Origin of the sequence: Microcoleus sp. (assembly GCF_041354475.1) — a bacterium.
In the GTDB taxonomy this organism is placed as follows: domain Bacteria; phylum Cyanobacteriota; class Cyanobacteriia; order Cyanobacteriales; family Microcoleaceae; genus Microcoleus.
Window position 1 is genome coordinate 1 of sequence record NZ_JBGJZU010000022.1, and the last position, 21,116, is coordinate 21,116.

13 protein-coding genes are annotated in these 21,116 nt (G+C 44.4%); 5 read left to right on the forward strand and 8 right to left on the reverse strand.

All coding sequences use genetic code 11. The annotated features are described in order from the left end of the window. The coding region (locus ACBR23_RS10865) for a phytase (RefSeq protein WP_371125647.1) at positions 1-2,932 on the reverse strand (2,932 nt) is incomplete at its 3' end. A 970-nt stretch (positions 2,933-3,902) separates the two neighbouring features. Between ACBR23_RS10865 and ACBR23_RS10870 the strand changes: the two genes are divergently transcribed. The 4 genes from ACBR23_RS10870 (at position 3,903) to ACBR23_RS10885 (ending at position 9,381) form a co-directional block, all read left to right on the forward strand. Beyond that, complete coding sequence (locus ACBR23_RS10870; protein ID WP_371119535.1) at positions 3,903-6,380, forward strand: phosphoketolase; 2,478 nt, start codon at positions 3,903-3,905, stop codon at positions 6,378-6,380. A gap of 515 nt (positions 6,381-6,895) precedes the next feature. Then, positions 6,896-7,945 carry an ATP/GTP-binding protein gene (locus ACBR23_RS10875; protein ID WP_371119534.1) on the forward strand — a complete coding sequence of 350 codons (1,050 nt, stop codon included), beginning with the start codon at positions 6,896-6,898 and terminating at the stop codon, positions 7,943-7,945. Continuing rightward, positions 7,938-8,624, forward strand: coding sequence for a DUF3226 domain-containing protein (locus ACBR23_RS10880; RefSeq protein WP_371119533.1), 687 nt, complete (start codon positions 7,938-7,940; stop codon positions 8,622-8,624). Before ACBR23_RS10875 ends, ACBR23_RS10880 begins: the two co-directional genes overlap by 8 nt. Before the next feature lie 118 nt (positions 8,625-8,742). Further along, the gene (locus ACBR23_RS10885) at positions 8,743-9,381 is read left to right on the forward strand and encodes a histidine phosphatase family protein (RefSeq protein WP_371119532.1); all 639 of its coding nucleotides are present in this window, start codon (positions 8,743-8,745) and stop codon (positions 9,379-9,381) included. A gap of 36 nt (positions 9,382-9,417) precedes the next feature. On the opposite strand, the gene psaK is transcribed toward ACBR23_RS10885, so the two are convergent. Further along, complete coding sequence (gene psaK / locus ACBR23_RS10890; RefSeq protein WP_341735925.1) at positions 9,418-9,678, reverse strand: photosystem I reaction center subunit PsaK; 261 nt, start codon at positions 9,676-9,678, stop codon at positions 9,418-9,420. A 302-nt stretch (positions 9,679-9,980) separates the two neighbouring features. Here psaK and ACBR23_RS10895 point away from each other — a divergent pair, with 302 nt between their 5' ends. After that, on the forward strand, positions 9,981-11,186 hold the full coding sequence (locus tag ACBR23_RS10895; protein ID WP_371119531.1) for an acetate kinase: 1,206 nt from the start codon (positions 9,981-9,983) through the stop codon (positions 11,184-11,186). Positions 11,187-11,191: 5 nt separating this feature from the next. On the opposite strand, the gene ACBR23_RS10900 is transcribed toward ACBR23_RS10895, so the two are convergent. The 6 genes from ACBR23_RS10900 to ACBR23_RS10925 all read right to left on the reverse strand — a co-directional run bounded on the left by ACBR23_RS10900 (position 11,192) and on the right by ACBR23_RS10925 (position 21,110). Next, positions 11,192-14,767 carry an Eco57I restriction-modification methylase domain-containing protein gene (locus ACBR23_RS10900; protein ID WP_371119530.1) on the reverse strand — a complete coding sequence of 1,192 codons (3,576 nt, stop codon included), beginning with the start codon at positions 14,765-14,767 and terminating at the stop codon, positions 11,192-11,194. 228 nt (positions 14,768-14,995) lie between these two features. Beyond that, positions 14,996-15,565 (reverse strand): Uma2 family endonuclease, encoded by a 570-nt coding sequence (locus ACBR23_RS10905; protein ID WP_371119529.1) that lies wholly within the window; start codon positions 15,563-15,565, stop codon positions 14,996-14,998. Positions 15,566-15,774: 209 nt separating this feature from the next. After that, positions 15,775-19,164 carry a helicase-related protein gene (locus ACBR23_RS10910; protein WP_371119528.1) on the reverse strand — a complete coding sequence of 1,130 codons (3,390 nt, stop codon included), beginning with the start codon at positions 19,162-19,164 and terminating at the stop codon, positions 15,775-15,777. A gap of 97 nt (positions 19,165-19,261) precedes the next feature. Next, positions 19,262-20,095 (reverse strand): Uma2 family endonuclease, encoded by an 834-nt coding sequence (locus tag ACBR23_RS10915; RefSeq protein WP_371114944.1) that lies wholly within the window; start codon positions 20,093-20,095, stop codon positions 19,262-19,264. Between the two features lie 69 nt (positions 20,096-20,164). Further along, positions 20,165-20,935, reverse strand: coding sequence for a Uma2 family endonuclease (locus ACBR23_RS10920; protein WP_371119527.1), 771 nt, complete (start codon positions 20,933-20,935; stop codon positions 20,165-20,167). A gap of 7 nt (positions 20,936-20,942) precedes the next feature. Next, positions 20,943-21,110, reverse strand: a complete 168-nt coding sequence (locus ACBR23_RS10925) for a hypothetical protein (protein WP_371114942.1) — start codon at positions 21,108-21,110, stop codon at positions 20,943-20,945. Between the last annotated feature and the right edge of the window lie 6 nt (positions 21,111-21,116).

Consider the following 21,116-nt stretch of genomic DNA (forward strand, 5'->3'; position numbering starts at 1 on the left):
GTGCAGGTGTTGGTGTTGGTGTTGGTGCAGGTGTTGGTGTTGGTGTTGGTGCAGGTGTTGGTGTTGGTGTTGGTGTTGGTGCAGGTGTTGGTGTTGGTGTTGGTATTGGTATTGGTATTGGTACAGTCGTGGGTGTTGGTGCAGGTGTTGGTATTGGCGTTGGTGCGGGTGTTGGTGTTGGTGCGGGTGTTGGTGTTGACAACGCCGTAACATTCCGAGGATTGAAGCCTGTTGGATCTATGAGTAGCGCTTTGGGGAAACTCGTTGCTACGTTTTGCCACGGCGTCAACTTGAAATTCGTGCTGAAATTCTCGTTTTGACTATCAAAAACCTGCGGATCGTTGAATCCATCTTGAGTCACCAACAAACCGGAGGGGAAATTAGGTCCTAAAGGCACATTAACGACATCAGCGCCGTCAGATTGTTGGTTGCTGTCGATCGCACCATTAGTACCGATCGCAAATTCACCGATAAATCCATTACTGCCACCGCGATCGTACACTGCAAACGTGTTGCTTCCCTGGCTGGAGGCGAGAAGATAACCCTTACCGTTCTCTCCGTAATAGATGGTTAGTCCTTCCACATCATCTACCAGTACAGTACCGCCTTGCGCCCGCGTGCGATCGATTAATGTGCCGGTAGAATTGCCAGTCGGTTCGGCCGAGTATTTCCAGATGCCGACATCTTCCTGTCCAATATACAGGAATCCTAATTGTTGGTCGGCAACCATACCTTCGAGTTGAGGCGATCGTCCGGCCGGTACTGCCGGTGGATTAGCTACCGTAAAATTCCGTACTAGCTTAGCACCTACTTGACCGGAAGCAGTTGCAGACAGTTCAAACTGTGCGACATCTCCAGTATTGCGGCGGTTGACAAAAACGTAAGATTTGCCAGTCGTCAGAGAACGGTACGAAGTTAAACCGTAGGCATTACTTTCGTCAGCAGAAGCTGCGGCGCTAAACGTCGGCGTGCGGAAGAGAGTACCAATGCTAGGATCGGTGATATCTTTGAGAGTCTGACCTGGAGTAGCCGGATTGGGATCGATCTGGAAAATAGCTAATTTGTCATTGCGCCGATCGCTAGCGATCGCCAAATCCACCGTGCGATCGCCAATCTTGAAACCATACACCAGATCGACATTGTTATAGCGAATGCGATCGGTAGCTGAAACCCCAGGATTAATCGACTGCAACAGATTTCCCTGCAAATCGTACACCCGCAACCCAGCATTTTTCGCCGTCGCCACCACTAAACTCTTACCAGGATCTGTAGGGTGAACGTAAATCGCCGGATCGTCCGCATCTGCCCGCAGTTGTGCCGACACATTCGGATCGTCCAACAGTGTAGGCGTTGTTTCCACCGTTGGTTTTGCCACCCCTACCGGAGTAGCTAAAATTAACTGACCGCCTTCTGCGTGGTTCCCCCGCAAAATTGTAGTGCTAGTTCCCGAATTTCTGATCGTGTGGGCTTGAACGTCAAACAGGTAAGAACTTTGGCTGGGGTTCGTCCCAAAAGCAACAATCCCAGAAGTTTCCCATTCACCGGGCGTAGTGAAGTTATTAAAGTTGCTGCCCCCGGCATTTTCGTAAAGCTCAAATAGCGGTGCAACTGTTCGAGCATCTAAAGCCCGACTATTATTGGCAGCAATATTGTACGACCAGATCCGACCATCGCGTTTTTCTGCCTTCATCACCTCACCGCCAAATGCCGTCTCGTCTTCCTGAAGCAAGACATTGCCTTGGGCGTCTACAGCCAGGTTGTCGTAGCTGACACCCTTACCAGGGCCTCCTTCCAGCAACAATTCAAAATTGCTAATTTGGCCCGTCGGATTAGTAGCATTTAAGCTGAAACGATAGAGTTTGCCGTAAGGATTTTCCGCCTGACTAGCGGTAGTCGTTGTAGTGCTTACTCCGGGCAAATTATTCGTCCCAGTAGTAACAAAGTAGAATGTACCGGGGTTTTTGGGGTCTTCAGCAATGTCTTCCAATCGGCGGAAGTTAGTTGAACGTCCAGAGGCATTCACCCAATTACTCAAGGCTGTACCATCAGAAACCACGCTAGGGTCTACCTCAGTCCAAGTTCCAGTCATCGCACCTGTTTTGGAAACTTGTCCTTCGTTGTCAATGGTTCCCACGCGCAGGACGTACAATTTCCCGTTGTTAAATCCGTTGGGGTCAGCAGCAGTTTGATCTCCAACGAACATATAAAGTTCGCCGTCGCCGGTGTCTTCAGTAGAGATCAGAACCGTCTTTTTGCTAGCGTTACCGGCGCGGTACTGGGAAGCAGAAACGACATTTTCTTTAGAATAGCGTCCCAAGCCATTAAGGGCGATCGCCGTTCCGTCGGGTCTGACAGCAAAACCGCGACTATTTGAATCAGCTTCTTCTGGTGCAAACCAAATCGGTGCGGGGTTGCTGTTACTGTCAAGAAATCCAGAATCGGCCAAGTACCCCGAACAGAAGCGACTAAAATTAAAAGTTTCCGGACCGGTGCTGCTTGGGAAACTATAATTTCCAGTAGTTAAATCCAAGGTAAATGTTTTTGTACCGTCTTGGACTCGTTCAATTAAATTCCGACCGCCGATCGCCTTCCAATTTGAGTCAAACTCAAACAAGGAGACTCTGGAACCTTTGATTTTGGAACCTGTTGCTGTGCTGGAAATGTCTGTGGTTGTTGTATTACCTAATTCGTGGTTGACCCAGACATAGAAGTTACCGTTGGGACGTTGTTGAATACCTAAACCATCGGGAATGCCCGTGAAAGCATAGCGATTGGTTGTGTTGGCGGTGTAGCTGCCAAAATTTCCAGTCAATTGGGGAATTTCGTCGCCTACTGTCAAGAGAGGGGTCAGTTTGTAACCTGCACTCAGATTGCTGTCACTGATATTGTTGACGTAAGTAGGGGCGGCGGTATTGCCGTTAATATTAGTCATAGGTTTGCCGATTAGTTCTTAAGAAATGACGTGGAAATTTTGCTCTGATCTGCCTAGCTGCCAGGATTTGACGCCCGTCGCATCCAAAAAGCGGGCATATCAATAATCAAGATCCACAAGAAGTTTCCCATACTTTTATTAAAAATAAGTACAGATTTAGGTTAAGTTATAGTTATATAAACGCTCACCTCATAGCAGGTTGTAACTCCACTTGACCGGAATTCGTTAAATGTTAAATCGAGAGTTTAAATATAGATTAATTTCCTGGAGCGTATCTATCTTTGACTAATAACTGTCTCCCCCTCCGCCTCAACTCATCGACTTTTAAACTTGTATCCGGCTGACAAAACTCATCCAGCAACTAAAAAAAATACTCAAATTTCTCCCTTTCATCCACTTAGTAAATCATGATAATTTTTGACTTACTATAGCAATCGATGCCGAATTGGTGCACATTCCTCTTTCTCTCTACTCTCTAATCTCTTCCTCTGCGCCCTCTGTGCCTCTGCGGTTCATTAAAAACAAGCCAGTTCACCATTAAAATAGCATTGCTATATCTTTTGAAGTTGTTGATAAATTTCTGATGGTAAATCATTCTGACATCTACCTTAAGAAGTATCTTTTGGGAACTTGCAGAACACATCCAACGAGGCGCAGCACCTGCGGAGAAGACGCGCAGTACGCACCATAAAGTTATAAGTCCTATTTTCTATTGCCAAATTCCTTGAACCCTCGCAAATTGTCGCTTTTCTTCCCTCAATATTGAGTGATGTTTAGACAAAATTAACCTTAATTTAAACTTTGATTTAGACAAAAACAAGCTACAATTAACTTGTATACTGGCCAAACATGGAGTCAAAATAAACAGTGTTACAAGTAACAAAATAATATCCCACGTCAGTGAAAATAACGATAAAACTTCAAAACAAAGTCGAACGATAAATAACCAAAACACAGGATTGAATCGCATATGATGCTAGGAACCACCGAAATCCCGCAATTAAAGCCGCTTTCCGACTCAGAACTAAGCAAAATCAACGCTTACTGGCGGGCGGCTAACTACCTTTCCGTCGGACAAATCTACCTTCTAGACAATCCGCTACTCAAAGAACCCCTCAAACTCGAACACGTCAAACCCAGACTCCTCGGACATTGGGGCACTACTCCAGGCCTCAACTTCATCTACGTCCACCTCAACCGCCTCATCAAAGCGCAGGACTTAAACGCTATCTACATCGCAGGCCCAGGACACGGCGGGCCGGGCTTGGTGGCCAACACTTATCTCGAAGGCACTTATACCGAATATTACTCGAACATTTCCCAAGATGAAGAAGGGATACAACGGCTGTTCAAACAGTTCTCGTTTCCCGGCGGTATCCCCAGCCACGTCGCACCGGAAACTCCGGGTTCGATTCACGAAGGCGGCGAACTTGGCTACGCCCTTGTCCACGCTTACGGGGCGGCCTTCGATAACCCCGATTTAATCGTGGCGGCCGTTGTCGGCGATGGGGAAGCAGAAACTGGCCCGCTGGCTGCTAGCTGGCATTCTAACAAGTTTCTCAACCCGGTTCGGGATGGGGCCGTGTTACCCATTTTGCACCTGAATGGCTACAAAATTGCCAATCCAACGCTGTTGGCCCGCATTCCCCGCGAGGAGTTGGAAAGTTTGATGGTCGGTTATGGGTACAAACCTTATTGGGTGGAAGGATCGGACCCGGAAACGATGCACCAGTTGATGGCTGCAACGATGGATACGGTCATTGGCGAAATTAAGGCGATTCAGCAGGAAGCGCGGACTAATGGCTGTTCCGATCGCCCGCAGTGGCCGATGATTGTGATGAAAACTCCCAAAGGCTGGACAGGACCCAAGGAGGTTGACGGTAAGAAAACAGAGGGTTCGTGGCGATCGCACCAAGTTCCATTAGCCGAAATGGCTTCTAAGCCCGGCCACGTCAAACTCCTGGAAGATTGGATGAAAAGCTACAAGCCCGAAGAACTGTTCGATGACTTGGGTAAACTGATTGCAGAATTAGCAGAATTAGCGCCCAAGGGCGATCGACGGATGGGGGCAAATCCGCACGCTAACGGCGGTCTGCTGCTGCGAGACTTGAAAATGCCAGAATTTGCAGACTACGCCGTTGACGTGCAAAAGCCGGGGACTGTAATGGCAGAAGCCACCCGCGTTACCGGCCGCTTTCTGCGAGATGTGATGAAACTGAATCAGGAGAACGCTAATTTCCGCATTGTCGGGCCCGACGAGACTGCCTCAAACCGCCTCGATCCAGTGTTTGAGGTGACTGGCCGGGAGTGGATGGGTAGTGTTTTACCGGAGGATGACGAGCACCTGTCTCCTGACGGCCGCGTCATGGAAATCCTTAGCGAACATCTGTGTCAGGGTTGGCTGGAAGGCTATTTGCTAACAGGAAGGCACGGATTTTTCTCTTGCTACGAGGCATTTATTCATATCATTGATTCGATGTTCAACCAACACGCTAAATGGTTGAAAACTACTCGCGATATTCCTTGGCGCAGACCGATCGCCTCTCTCAACTACCTGCTAACTTCTCACGTTTGGCGACAAGACCACAATGGTTTTTCGCACCAAGATCCGGGTTTTATCGACCACGTAATTAACAAAAAATCGGAGGTGGTGCGGATCTATTTACCGCCCGATGCGAACACTTTGCTGTCAGTAACTGACCACTGTCTCCGCAGTCGCCATTATGTCAACGTGATTATTGCTGGGAAGCAGCCGGCTTTGCAATATTTGGATATGGATGCTGCGATTAAACACTGCACGGCTGGTATCGGGATTTGGGAGTGGGCTAGCAATGATAAAGGCGGCGAACCGGATGTGGTAATGGCTTGTGCGGGTGATGTTCCGACGCTGGAAACTTTGGCGGCTGTTGACATTCTGCGCCGAGATTATCCTGAGTTAAAAGTGCGGGTGGTGAATGTGGTGGATTTGATGACGCTTCAGCCTTCGACAGAACATCCTCACGGTTTGTCTGACAAGGATTTTGATGCTTTGTTCACGACAGATAAGCCGGTGATTTTTGCTTTTCACGGCTATCCTTGGTTGATTCACCGGTTGACTTATCGCCGGAAGAATCACCCGAATATTCATGTTCGCGGTTACAAGGAGGAGGGAACGACTACGACGCCGTTTGATATGGTGGTGATGAACGATCTCGATCGCTTCCACTTAGTTGGTGATGTAATCGATCGCGTTCCGAAACTGAGTTATGCTGCGGCTTATGGGAAACAGGCGCTGCGGGACAAGCTGATCGAGCACAGGTTGTATATCAACAAACACGGCGACGATATGCCGGAAATCCGCGATTGGAAGTGGCCTCACGGGGGTGTCGTTTCGTCTGAAATGCCCAAGGAAACTAAAGATCCGACGGTGACAGCAGATCAAACAGTGCGATCGGGTGCACCTGGGTAATTTTGATTAAGAAATCTCTCGTTAGTCCGCGAGTCCGCCAGGGGTTGAAAACCCCTGTCTCATAGCAAAAGTCGGTTGAAACCGACTATCGATTTTAGGAATTAAGTGGTTTATTTAATTGGCTTTTCAGTCCTCTTTCAGAGGACTTTCGCTATGAGACGGGGGTTTTTAACCCCCGACGGACTTGCGGGTTAATCAATATTCATGCCGCCATCTGCGTTATTGAGGCTAACGCGCGATCGAGTAATACCTCAACTTGGGCGCGAGTTACCCCCGGAAACCATTCGAGAAACTGGTCAATAGAGGCCCCGTCTTTAAGATTCTAGAAAAAGGCGGCAACAGGTACGCGCGTTCCCCGAAATACCCATGCACCACTCACCTTGCTTGGATGGCGTTCAATGACTTCAAATAGGTCTATAGTCTGCATAGAGTGTATAATTAAAAGCACCAATCTCAAAGTAATCTTAGCATAAATCAACCACAATTTAGGATTTGTACATTCAAAAGGAGCGGTAATGCTTAAAGAAATAGAAATCCAAAATTTTAGGTGTTTTGAGAAAATCAAAATTTCTGGGTTTGAAAGAGTCAATTTAATCGGCGGTAAAAACAATGCTGGCAAAACAGCGTTATTAGAAGCACTTTTTCTCAATATTTCTCCAGAAGCTAGCAGTATATTAGTCCTAAGAGATCTGAGAAAAGAGTCATCATTAGTCATGAAAGCTATGCCTGACAGAGCTTGGGATAACTTGTTTTATGGAAGAGAACAAGGCAAATCTATACTAATTATTGGAACAAGTGACAATGATGACACCGATGAATTCACCATTCAGCAATATACAAATCCGAAAACTACTGATCCGAAAACTATTATGTTAATTACAGGTAACACAACCCAAAATGTCAGTGGTATCAGTGGCTCGGATTGTTTAACTGCTAGTTCCAAAGGTTTAATAAATGGTAGTAATACGATAATTACTGATGCCATTCCTACTCCTGGTGAACTACCGATTATTCCCTCTTTTACCAGAATTTCAGGAATAGAGCTCACAGTAGCATACGATAACGCCCGTTTAAATGAAAAAGATAGTGAAGTCTTGAAAGCTTTTCAAATTATCGACCCTGCAATCGAATCAGTAGAGAGTTTTTATATTGGCGAACCAACACTATACTTGAGAAGAAAAGGAGAGAAACGTTTACCTCTCTCATTGTTTGGAGATGCCATGAACCGAGTTGCGGAAATTATCCTTAAACTGGTAAACAGCGAACACAAAATACTGCTAATCGATGAGATAGAAAATGGCATACACTATACAAATCAGCGGGAGTTTTGGAGAATGTTATTTCGGTTGGCGGTGGAACTGGATACCCAGATTTTTGCGACAACTCACAGTTTAGAGATGCTGCAAGCATTTGCTGATGTGGGTTTGGAACTAAATAAAGAATGCAGCAGCGCCTATTTTGAACTAGCAAAGAAACCTAAAACCGATCAAATTATCGGTATCAGACGCGATTTGGAAACTTTGAATTACGCACTAGAGCATCAAAAAGGAGTGAGAGGTGAGTAATATTGTCATAGTAGAAAGTAAAAATGATGCAATTTTTATGAAGGCAATGGTTGATTTTATTAACTGCGATATCCAGATAGAAGAACCTATTTTTATAGATGATTATGAAAGTTTGGAAGGCTTGAGCGAAACAAGGTTAATCACTACTTTAAAAGATTTAGAAGCCGACTTGCAAAAAAGAGATATAGAAAAAATAGGGATTATTCTTGATATTGATAACGATTCAGAGCAAGAGCGGCTGGAATTGGTAAATAAATGTATTAAACAGGTGTTTGAAGCTGAAACTTTGTTAAGCACTAAACAATTTATTGATATTTGTGGAGATAATGGAACAAATGCAAAATTGGCTTGTTACTTTACAAATGTGGGAGGCAAAGGTGAACTGGAAACGCTCTTAAGGGCAATCAAGGCTAAAGATTCTCCCTATGCTGATTGCTTGGATAGTTGGAAAACTTGCCTAGAAAACCAGGGAAAGAAAATCAACCAGAAAGAGTTTGATAAATTCTGGATTAGCAACTATATTAGATTTGATACTTGCTCAAAGCAGGAACAGAAACAAGCTGGAAGGAAATGCAGTATGTCTGAGTTTGATTATGTTATGGAACACAAAAAAGATATTTGGGATTGGGATAATTCTGCACTAGATGATTTGAAGGAGTTTTTTACACTCTTTTGTTAATATGATAAAATTCACATAAGTAGGTATCGGAATTACTCATCTCTCTCTTCTCTAACTCTGCGCCCTCTGCGCCCTCTGTGGTTAAAAAAAAATTCTATTCACCAAATAAGACATCTATATGAGCTTAAAAATCTACTTTCTGCGCCACGGTGAAACAGTTTACAGCAAAACAGGTGGTTTCTGCGGCGACCTCGACCCCGAATTAACAGCCGAAGGTTCTCAAATGGCAGAACAGTTTGGCGCCGCTTACGCAAAATTGCCTTGGGATGCTGTTTATGTCAGTCCCATGAAACGCACGATCGCAACTGCAAAACCTTTGTGTGATACTCTGGGAATTGAAATGCAGCTTCGCGACGGCTTGAGGGAAATTAAATACGGCAAGTGGGAGGGTCAAACAGTTGAATTTGTCCGGGAAAAATATGCCCAAGAGTACATTAATTGGTTGACGGAACCGGCTTGGAATCCACCGACTGATGGCGAAACTTCTGTGCAAATTGCTAGCAGATCGTCCTTAATTATCGCAGAAATTCAGGAAAAGTACAAAGATGGTAATGTTTTGGTAGTTTCGCACAAGGCGACTATTCGGATTATTCTGTGCAGTTTGTTGGGAATCGATCTGGGAAGTTACCGCAATCGCATTGCTGCTCTAGCAGCTTCTGTTAGTATTGTCAAGTTTGATGTGCGCGGGCCGATGCTGGAGGTTTTGGGCGATCGATCGCACATGGATGAAACTCTGCGCAACTTACCCGGTACTTGAAATTGCCGGTAAGCTGCGCCACCATCATCCTAGATTCTAAATTGCGCCTATGTAAGACAATCCTAAAATAGTACCTGCTCCCAAAATATGACCAAATGCAGTAGTTCCCAACACAGCACCCAAACTCAAACCACCAAACATACTCGATGAGGGCATGGCTGGGCCTGTGCTCGGATTTTGGATGGTTGATTTGCCGATCGCGATCGCTAGAATATTACAAGCAATCATGATCAAAGCAATAGTAGGGCTCCATTCTACGGTTCTGGGGGCAACAGCAAGTAAAATTGGTGTAAACATCGATTTGACTCCTTAAATTTTAGTAAATGAAAATCTAATCAGAAGATATATCAAACTACCGCAACTGTTAGCTACTAATTGCATTAAGAGTTAACATTTCGACATTTTTCTTCATAAATTTTGTATGGTTATCTACTCGTTATACTTGTTCCCAGGCTCTGCCTGGTAACACATATCTGGAGGCTCTGCCTCCCATTTCCTCCACCAGCGAGGCTACTGAGCATTGATGAAGCGAGGCAGAGCCTCTAGGCATAGGTTCCCAGGCAGAGCCTAGGAACCAGTTAAACCGGACAAAATAAAGTATGAAAATATTAGTCTTAAACGCAGGTTCTAGCAGTCAAAAAAGCTGTCTTTATGAGTTAAAAGATGTGCAATCCGATCGCCCTTTGCAACCTCTGTGGGAAGCAAAAATTGATTGGACTCACCAGCAGAATGTATCTGAATTGAAAGTCGAAACAGCAGCAGGTAGTCAGCTAGAAGAGGAGTTAGCCTCAGAATCTCGCCAAGCTGCTATTTATCGAATGCTAGATACTCTGTGGCAAGGGAAAACTCAAACCATTAACAATCTAAACGAGATTGATATTGTCGGGCACCGCGTCGTACACGGCGGGCAAGAGTATCGGCAAAGTACGTTAATTTCACCAGATGTTAAAGAGGCGATCGCCCGTTTAGCAGTTTTCGCCCCCGTACACAATCCCGTCAACCTAGAAGGCATTGAGGCGATGGAAAAAATCCTCCCAAATGTGCGGCAAATAGCAGTATTTGATACAGCTTTTCACGCAGGATTAGCACCCGCCACCTTTGTGTATCCAGGCCCCTACGAATGGCTGGAAAAAGACATTCGCCGCTACGGTTTTCACGGGATTAGCCATCAATATTGCGCGCGTCGGGCTGCCGAAATTCTGGGGCGTGATTTGGCAGATTTGCGGCTGATTAGCTGTCATTTGGGCAACGGGTGTTCTCTGGCTGCTATTCGCGGTGGCGTCAGTGTGGATACGACGATGGGATTTACGCCCTTGGAAGGTTTGATGATGGGAAGTCGATCGGGTTCCATCGATCCTGGTATTATAATTCATCTGTTAAGGCGATCGGATTTAACTGCGGAAAAACTTGACAATATGCTCAATCGCAATTCTGGTTTGAAAGGGATTTCTGGGGTGTCTGCTGATATGCGACAGATTGTGGAAGCCATTTCCCAAGGTAATGAGAGAGCTCAACTAGCATTGGATATTTACATCCACCGTTTGCGTGCCGGTATCGGGGCGATGTTGGCGAGTTTGGGAGGATTGGATGGTTTGATTTTTACGGCGGGTGTTGGGGAAAATTCTCCTATTGTGCGGGCTGCTGCTTGCGAAACTTTTGGATTTATGGGTTTAAAATTGGATGAAGAACACAATCTACAGTCGCCCATTGATGCAGATATTGCGACGGCGGATTCTGCGGTGAAAGTTTTGGTAATTCACACCCAGGAAGATTGGGAAATTGCGCGGGAGTGCTCGAAATTTTGATGATTTCAGGTTGGCCAAAATGATGCTGCAAAGGTGCGATAGGCGGCTAATGCTGCTTGTTTCACGGTTTCGGGGACGATGGGAAAAGTAGTCAAAATGTAGGCGAATTCTGCTTCCGTTAAGCCGTAAAGGTGGGCGATGATGCCATCTAATTCGGCTCGCAATTGAGCCCGTTCTGTTTCATCGGTAACGCCTTCTCGGTGGGAGTTTAAGCCGACTTCTTGGGCTAATTCGTCAAATTCTGGGGCGGTGCAGATTAGTTTGGCGGCGCGCTGTACGATGTCGGTGAAGTATTTGTCGGCTGATGTTAATCTTGGGACAGGCATTTGATAAATGAAGAAAAAGGTAAGATTTGTCGTTACTCGCTGTCTAAAAGCACAATCAATTACATAGCTATTCATCACTGACATAAAAAATAGTTCAGCTTGACAATCTGGTTTTAGCTGTTCGCTATATCTGATGACCGCCGTTGGCAACTTATGATTGCAAAAAACTTCTCTCGACAACATAGTCATAATCATTGTTCGAGAATCGGTATTTCTAGCAATATCTCTAAATGCCAGACGATAAGTTTGATAATCTAGCTTTTGTCCTATATCCGTTTCATTGCGTTTCAATAATGCTTTGCGTCCTTCATCCTCATCTATCCAGTATTTAGGTTTACCCCATAGGTGAGTAAACTGATGAATCATTTTCCCTTCATAAAGTGGCAGTCTCCCTTTCCCTGGTTCTTGCTTGAATAAATGACTGTCATTCGTCATGTGAAATTCCGCAGTTAACCGCAGATTCCATTTCTCCTCAATCTGTTCGCCCAGTAACGGGAATTGCAGCATTTTCTCAGCAATCCGAATATCTCCCTCATTTTTAAATTCCATCACTGAGAGAGAGTCAGGAGACAACTTTCGCACTAATTCAACGTTAATTTGCAAGCTATCAGCACTAGGAAATCTTTGCAGTTCATCCACATCAAGACGCATAAAAGCTGAGGGAAATTCAGTGGTTATCCCATCCTTCTCAAAAGTAATGACAACTATTTTAAAACTCTTATGAACTCCTTCAAAAATATTTTTTCGATTTTCTAAACAAAATAATCCAGTCACTTGGGTTTGACTAAATAACATCTCCCGCAGTTGCTTCGTACCCAAGTCTGTGTAAATTCCACTAGGGATCACAATCCCACACTCGCCACCTCTGCGTAAGAGATTAAAACATTGCTCTACAAATAGTTTATAGAGGTTAATATCCGTACCTGCTTTTTTACCATTGACAATTGAAATCTGATTTTTGTACTGTTCCGCTGAACGATAATAAGCACTGATATGAGGAAAATTGCTCTGATATTCCAACCAAGCATTAGAAACCTCAATATCTTGCAAGAGTTTCTTTTGCTCTTTCTCAAAACTCTTAATATCCATTTTATTTTTCGTCACCAAATTGCTATGATTTGCAAAAAACTCCTTAGCGTCTGGCTTGAATGTTTCCCAAGGTGGATTAGTAATAATCGCATCAAAACCGCCCCGTTGATGCAAAATTTCATCAAACTCATAGCCCCAGTGAAAAGGCTGCAAAGCTTCAATATCAGCTATAGAAAGGCTACGCTTAATCGGCTTACCGCTAATCTGTGCTTGTTCAAACTTAATTTTTAATTGCTTGAAATCTTCCAACAAAATCTTATTAATATTTTCGATAGCCGGCGCTTTCTTTTCGGCAATCTCATCTCGTAAACTCTGCAAGTTTTGGCTATAGGTAGTCGCATGACGGTAAATAGAAATCAGACGGTTTTTTTCCTCTAATACTTGTCTGTAGGTCTTGTGAAACAGGTTTAACTGAGTTCCACTTCCTTCATATTCTGCATCATCCACCCGCAGTAATCCGATCAGAGAATTGCCGGCCATGATGTTAAAGTCAATATTGGGCAACGGTTCCAAGTCGTTGACATTCTGCGCCGCCGAAACTAAGGCTAAAAACAGTCGCAATTTAGCGATTTCCACTGCTTCGGGCATGATATCCACGCCGTAGAGATTATCGCTAATAATCCGTTTTTTGATGTAATAGTTGAGTGAAGTATGCTCGGTTTCGATGGTTTTTAGTAAGTCATTGAGGTGGCGGTCATTTAAAAATTTGCTTGTACCGATGACTTTTGAATAGATGTAAATCAGCGTTTTCATCGCTGCGACTAAAAATGCGCCGGAACCGCAGGATGGGTCTAATAATGTGAGGTTTGGGAGGATTTCTGTTAGTAGGTGGCGGCAGAGATTGGCGTCGAGATTGGTGAGGAGTTCGGTGATTGTTTCAAATTGATGGGGAGAAGAACCCCCCCGGCCCCCCTTGCTAAGGGGGGAGAAAGAGGGAGATTCCCCCTTGCTAAGGGGGGAGAAAGAGGGAGATTCCCCCTTGCTAAGGGGGGAGAAAGAGGGAGATTCCCCCTTGCTAAGGGGGGAGGAAGAGGGAGGGGGGGAGGAAGAGTTGGAAGAGTTAAGGGATTGGTTGACTCTATCGAGGATTAGTTTGTTGATTGTACGATCGCACAAATATTCAGTAATCTCTGGTCTGGTATAATAAGCACCAAAGGCTTTTTGGTTAATGTATTTCTCAAAGATGTATCCCAAAACCGCTGGATTAATTTCGTTTTCCTTCCCACCCACTGTATCGTCAAGATTCCAAGAATAGCGCGCAAATAAATCTAAGATTTTCTCAAACGCAGCATCGGGTATGGCAATATTCGGATAATTCTGTTCGATGGGATGTTCCAGAAACAGTCCGCCATTCAAGTATTTAATATCGCCGATAAATTCTTTAACGTCATCCTCCCGCAAATCGAGAGGTTTAGCAAATCCCTCAAAAAACAGTGTTTTCAAGAATTCTGAGTAAAATAAATCGGTTCCTCGCTGTTTGCTTGCTGCTAATTTTTCCTGCAAGTACAGCATTTTACCGCTGTCGATAAATCCTTTGCGCTGCAAAAAATAAACAAACATCAAGCGGTTGAGTAAAACCGAAGTATACCAGCGCCTATCTGTTTCTTTGTCTATCCCGGAAATCACACTTAAAAATTCTACGTGTTGCTGTTTAAATTCTTCAAAAAACTTCTTAGTAACTCGTTCGACATCCAATCCAGCCTGCAATCTTTCGGCGACATCAATCACTGAAAGCGTTTCTAATTCTGCTAATTCAACTTTTAAAGCTGTGACTTTACTCAACAGTAAATCGCAGGGTTCCCGTTTCACGTATACATGATCGCGAGGATAAAGTTTTGTACCTTCTTGCTTCACCCAATACCAGAGAGATTTGGTGCGATTTGCATCAATAAAAATTAATAGGTTTTCGCGGGAGATTTGGACTATTTCGCGATAAATAGTCAGTCTTTGATTTGCATTGGGGATATGGCCGCTAGCGGTGGTAATTTCATATACAACTACTCCTAAAAGTTGGGCGATGGCTTTTCGGGCATAAGTCTCGCCGTCTATTTCTCCAGGTACGATTTTGCGGGATGATGGATTGTCCCAACCGAGTTGTTGGACGAATAGTTTGTTGAATTCAAAGTCTTGGAGAAGTTGGCGGGATTCTGTAAGTGTTTGTGACATAGTTATATATGAAGGAAGAAGGGATAGGAGAGTCCGACAGTCCGGCAGGGGTTGAAACCCCTGCCTCAAAGCTAAAGTCCTCTGAAGAGGACTGAGAAGAAGAATTTTCAACTCATGAGTCCTCTTTCAGAGGACTTTCGCTATTAGACAGGGAATTCATTCCCTGGCGGACTGGCTGGATAACGAGAGGAGTGGCGGACTGACAGCTAATGCCATGTCGCTACTGGATTAATTAACTTGTAAAAAACTAAAGATATCTGCAACTCGCAATTGCCAATCGCTTAACACATTCAAAACTGGTATAATATCACTATCATACTTCACTTCTGGTAACTGATTTGGTTGAAATACCATCACAGAACGATCGTTTGGATCGATAAATAAACCTAATTTAGTTTGGTGCTGGATCGAAAAAATAATTTTGTTAATTACACGATTGGGAGACTGTTCTGGTGACAGAATTTCAATTACCCAATCGGGATGACTTTCAAATCGATTAGCAATTTCTCCATTTTCATCAACGGGGATGCGAGACCATTCAAAAACGGCAATATCTGGTACTAAGGAACGTCCCCCAAATGTGCAGCGTAACTCAGTCAAAGCTAAAGCTAGTTTTTTGGGTTTACCCTGTTGATTAATCGTTGAGGCAAATTCAGTTTGAATCAGACTATGTTTTCCTTGGGGCATCGGTTTTTGATAAATTTTACCGTCGATATATTCACTCGCCGGTTCCGTTTCTGATAAATTCAAGAATGCTGCCAGAGAAAGCTTGGATTGAGGCTCAATTGATAGCGTCATAATCTTAAAATAAAGCTATTATGCCAATTTTTCATGAGGCTGCATAGAATTTGATCCCCCCTAACCCCCCTTAATAAGGGGGGGACAAGAAATATTCTCTTTCGTCCCCTTCCCCTATCCCCCTTGGGGGGGCAGGGGGGGTGGGGATTTAGGGGGATCGGGATATGTGCAACGACCAATTAAATTGATATTACTGATTGTACATCTTATTAGTTCTGAAACAAGCCTAAAGAACAAATAATCATCGGTTCCCGTTTGTCTCCATCTTCACTAACTATACAAAAACGGTCGTCCATTCTTAATGCTACGACTAATTCTGCTAAAGCGCGATCGCCAATACCGCTTTTTAATTGCCGATTCAACGTGTCAATTGCCGACTGGCGCAGGGGATAGCGGTAAATTTCATCAATGGCTTTTGCCAATTCCTCGGATGCAAATATTGTACCACGCATGGACTGCGCGTAACTCTTCAAACGTTCGTAAGTTCGGAACCTGGCCCCGGAAGACCGGCCCAATTGTCCGCCCGCTGTTGACTCTTCTTCGGCTATCAATTCTGCACCTTTTGTGACTAATTCGTGATGTTGTTTGTCTCTGGGGATTGCTGGTGTAGATTCGTCGCATGCGGCAATTTTTAATATGGCTAATTGCGATTGAGTGACGCTGTTTCCAGCGCGATCGACCCAAATTAAGGAATCATTTCCCTCGGCGGTTTTCATGTACAATAAAACTCCTTCGGGCTGCAATGGTTCTGGTGTATGATTGCGAGTTGAGTAAACTACATTTGGCATTGATTCAATGGTTTTTTTCAAATTTGGATTGTTGTCTGTCGCATTTTTCCAAATCTGAAAAGCTTCCGATGTTAAGTCAACTTCGGCATCTTCTTCGCCATCTAAAATGCCGGATTTTTCATTGTAAATATCCAGAATGACTTGGGGTGAATCATCTTCAAAAAATGTCTCGTCTGTTCCCACAACTTCGGCATTTTCTTGTAACCTTCGGCGCAGTCTTTCGCGCAGGTTGATAATCCGCTCTACTCCTTCATCTGGCAAAAATGAATAGCACAAAATCTGTTCTGCTTGCTGTCCGATTCTGTCTACTCTTCCCGCCCGCTGAATCAACCGAATGATTGCCCAAGGTAAGTCATAATTAACGATAATCGCACTGTCTTGTAAGTTGTGACCTTCACTCAGAATATCGGTGGTAATTAAGACGCGCAATTCTTGTTCGGGTGAGATTTTTTCACGCTTACCGTTGCTAGTTGGACTAAACCGGAATGTGAGTTCGGTGGGGTCTTTTGATTTGCCTGTCACTGATGCAACGCCCGCAATATTTAACTTGGTTAAGTTGTCGGTTAGATAACGGACTGTATCGGCAAATTGAGTGAAAATTAATACTTTCTCGTGGGGGTGAGTTTCTGTCAGCAATCTCACCAAAGCAGCTAATTTTTCATCGGGTTGAGAATGCCATGCGCTGCAAGTTTGCAATACTTCAATTAAACAGTGGGCATCTGCTAGTAAATCCCGTTTTAACTTCTTGCTATCAAAAAAGTCGGATTTTAACCATTTAAACCTGCGCTGGTAGCGGGTTTTATATTCTTGATAAACTAATTCTGCCCGCTGTTTAAAGGTTTTTTCGTTGAGTAGCAATTCGGCTGCAATATCTAAAAGTTCCCCCGAATTATCTTCTGTTTCTTCGCTATCAAAATTGCTCATCACAACTGCATCAGCATCTTCGTCGCTGTTGCGGGTATCCAATAATTCTGCATCCTGAGTGCCGATCGGGATATCGGAGTTTTGGTCGATCGCATATAAGTAGATAAAATTCCGCAGGATGTGGCGCTCGATCGACTGAATAAAGGCACTGCCACTGCTTTCTAGGCGCTTAAACAGGTTTGTCCGCGAAAATCCCATCAACCGCCGACCGCCACGGAATAGGGCATCTAGCTGTCGCTGTTCTGCTTCAGTCGGCTGTTGTTTGGGTTTTTTGGCGATGTAATTTCCCAGCCCGTAACGGGGCAGATTTAGGGCGTTGATGACTTCGACAATTTCTGGGAAGTCAAGCTGGGCTTTGGTTGCAGGATTTTCGGAGGAAAACTTAATGGTTCTTGGAATGCGATCGGGAAAATAGGAGCGCGTGCGATTGGCAAATTCTAGATATTTGCGCGGGTTTTCTGCATCAGTTGCCGCATAATTTTCTTTGATAAACGAGCGAGTTCGCCTCACCATGTAGCGCTTCATCAACTCTCGCCAATCATCAGGATGTTCGCTTTTTTCAAAAGCAGCTAAAGAGCGCACGGAACATTGATGCCGCTTCATAAATTCTAACTCTCCTTTGCTACCACCGCCTAATTTATTTAGCAAAGCTTCCGGGCGCAATCCTAAATTTTGGTCTTCAGGAATAAACAGCCGCAATTGAGCAGATAAATCTAAATAGGTTTTGTTATAGGGAGTTGCTGAAAGTAAAATACATTTACTTTCATTGATGGCAATATATTCTTGAATGGCTCGATATCGCTTGCCTTCGCGGTTTCTGAGGTTGTGACTTTCATCGATTAAGACAACTCGGTAGCGGCGCAATTCTGGCAATTCTTGCTGTACCCGACTGATGGATAAAACTTTAGCAAGTAGGCGATATTTATCTGCATACTCTTGCCACATTTTGACCAAGTTTTTCGGACAAATAATCAGGGTTTCCAAGAGACAATCTTCTTGGAGAATTTTGGCGATCGCAGTTCCGACTAAAGTTTTGCCCAAACCTACCACATCGCCAATAATCACGCCTCCCCGTTTGGTAATGTGACGGGCTGCTAGCTTAACGGCTTCTTCTTGAAACTGAAATAAACCCACTAAATCGCGGGGAATCTGAAACTCCGCAATACCTGCGATCGCCTCGCGGGACAAATGATAGACAATGTTGAGATAGATGTGATAGGGTGGAATTGGTTCGGATCGCGCCCAACTGCGATCGAGAATTTCTGCAAGTTCTTTAGAAATATCAACACAGCCGTATTCTTCCCAGCGATCGTCAAACCATTTTTGCAACTTATTACAAGCATCAAAATCTAAAATATCAATGTTCAATTCTCCTTGTTTCGATAGTCCCGATAAAGTCAGATTGCTGCTACCCAAAAAACCGACAATCGGACTGTTTGGATCGTGACGATGAACGAGATATAGTTTAGCGTGTAGGTGATAAGCTAAAAATAATTTAACAATGACTTTTCCAGTTTTAATCTGATAACTTAACCTGCGTAATCCTGCTTCATCGATATCACTAGGAGCCCCTATTGTCAACTGTTGGCGAAATTCCTCAGCCATCCGTTTTTTGAGGCGAATAATGGCACTATTGTCAATGCTGCGGTGATGGGAAATCAGGCTAAAACTAGCATTCAATTCATCGGATGGCAAACTTTGCATTCCCACCAAAAGGCGACAGCAGGCTCCTTGATTTCCCATGTATGCTTCGATTACATCGCCAATGCTCCGCCATCCCCGGAGGTTGAAATAGCCAACGCAAAAATCGGCACGGTAGGAGAGTTTAATCGTTTCTCGTAATGCTGGTAGCAGAGATAGTTCGATGTTGTCAAAAATGCGCGGCACTTGGTTTCCTCTGTGATGATTAATGTTGGTGAAAAATGTGAGATTCCCGACTTCTTCAATAAGTCGGGAATCTGGGTATTTTGTTGTTTAGGCTGGGTTAAAATTGCGGTTCAATACCTGCCGATCGCAACTGAGCGCGTAATTGCTCTAATTGGTCTTCGGCGCGATCGGCTCTTTGTCGTTGTTGTTCTGCTCTTTGTCGCTCTTGTTGGGCGATTTCCTGTTCGCGATCGGCTCTTTGTCGCTCTTCTTCGGCTCTTTCAGCTCCAGATAACAACAGATTCCCTTCACTATCCCACCAGCGCAACCAAGGTAATTCCATATTTTGATAAGTACCTTGCCAAATTCCCAATTCCACTCCTAACGGTGCAATGGGATAATGACCGCGCTCATTTGCAGCAACTAATTGATACCTATCTTGGATCAGATTATAGACTTCAACGCTAGCCTTTGTGACTTCATAAATTCCATAAAATGCCGGATGGATGACATTTTCATAAATCCAGAATTTGCCAGCCTTAGTTTCCTGTTTTCCCGATCGCAATAAAGGAGTTCTGTCCCGTTCTTCCGTCCCATTCCCGGATACAAACTCTAACACAATCAACGGCGATACAAACTCTTGCCACATCACATAAGAACGGCGCGATTGACCGTCTAGTGTTGGCGGGACATTGGGGACATAGAACCAATCAGGCGCTTCTGCACCCCGTTCTAGCGGGTCAGTTAATCGCCAATAAATACCGCTATCTTGACCGATACAATAATTACCGTCAGCGTGAATTCTTTCTAAAATGGGAGTAATTGAATCAGTTAGTAAGATGCTTTGGGGATGTTCTTGAAAGTTTTTCACAAAAGTACCATCAGATTCGGGTAGTTGAGTGTGGTCTGGCCAGCCTGTGGGATTGTTTTCTACATCGAGGGTGAATTTCATAGTTTTATTTTGATTGGAGGTGTTTTTGAGACAATAACAGCAATGAGTTCGATCGCACTTTCAGACAATTTACAATTCCGGTTCAAGGCCGGCCGATCGCAACTGAGCGCGTAATTGCTCTAATTGGTCTTCGGCGCGATCGGCTCTTTGTCGCTCTTTTTCAGCTCTTTCAGCTCCAGATAACAACAGATTCCCTTCACTATCCCACCAGCGCAACCAAGGTAACTCAACATTTTGATAAGTACCTTGCCAAATTCCCAATTCCACTCCCAACTGCGGAATTGGATAATGACCGCGATCATTTGCAACAACTAATTCATACCTATCTTCTATAAAGTGATAAACTTCAACACTAGCCTTACTGACTTCATAAATTCCATAAAATGCCGGATGGATGACATTTTCATAGATCCAGAATTTACCAGCCTTAGTTTCCTGTTTTCCCGATCGCAATAAAGGAGTTCTGTCCCGTTCTTCCGTCCCATTCCCGGATACAAACTCTAACACAATCAACGGTGATACAAACTCTTGCCACATCACATAAGAACGGCGCAATTGACCGTCTAGTGTGGGCGGGACATTGGGCACGTAGAACCAGTCTGGCGCTTCTGCACCCCGTTCTAGCGGGTCAGTTAATCGCCAATAAATACCGCTATCTTGACCGATGCAATAGTTACCGTCAGCGTGAATACTCTGCAAAATGGGAGTAATTGAATCGGTTAATAGAATGCTTTGGGGATGTTCTTGAAAGTTCTTCACAAAAGTACCGTCTGATTCGGGTAGTTGAGTATGATCTGGCCAACCTGTAGGATTGTTTTCTACATCGAGGGAGAATTTCATAGTTTTATTAGGTATAACTTTTGCTCTCCATTCTAATCAATTTGCTCCTCGGTTGCTGCGCCAAAGCCCATCGAACCAAGGGCGATCGCACCCAACCAACCCCAGCCGCTAGCCCCAAGTGAGGCAATCCCCCCGCAGCCCCCGCTTCTTCTCGCGGTACAATTAGTGCAATCATACTTAC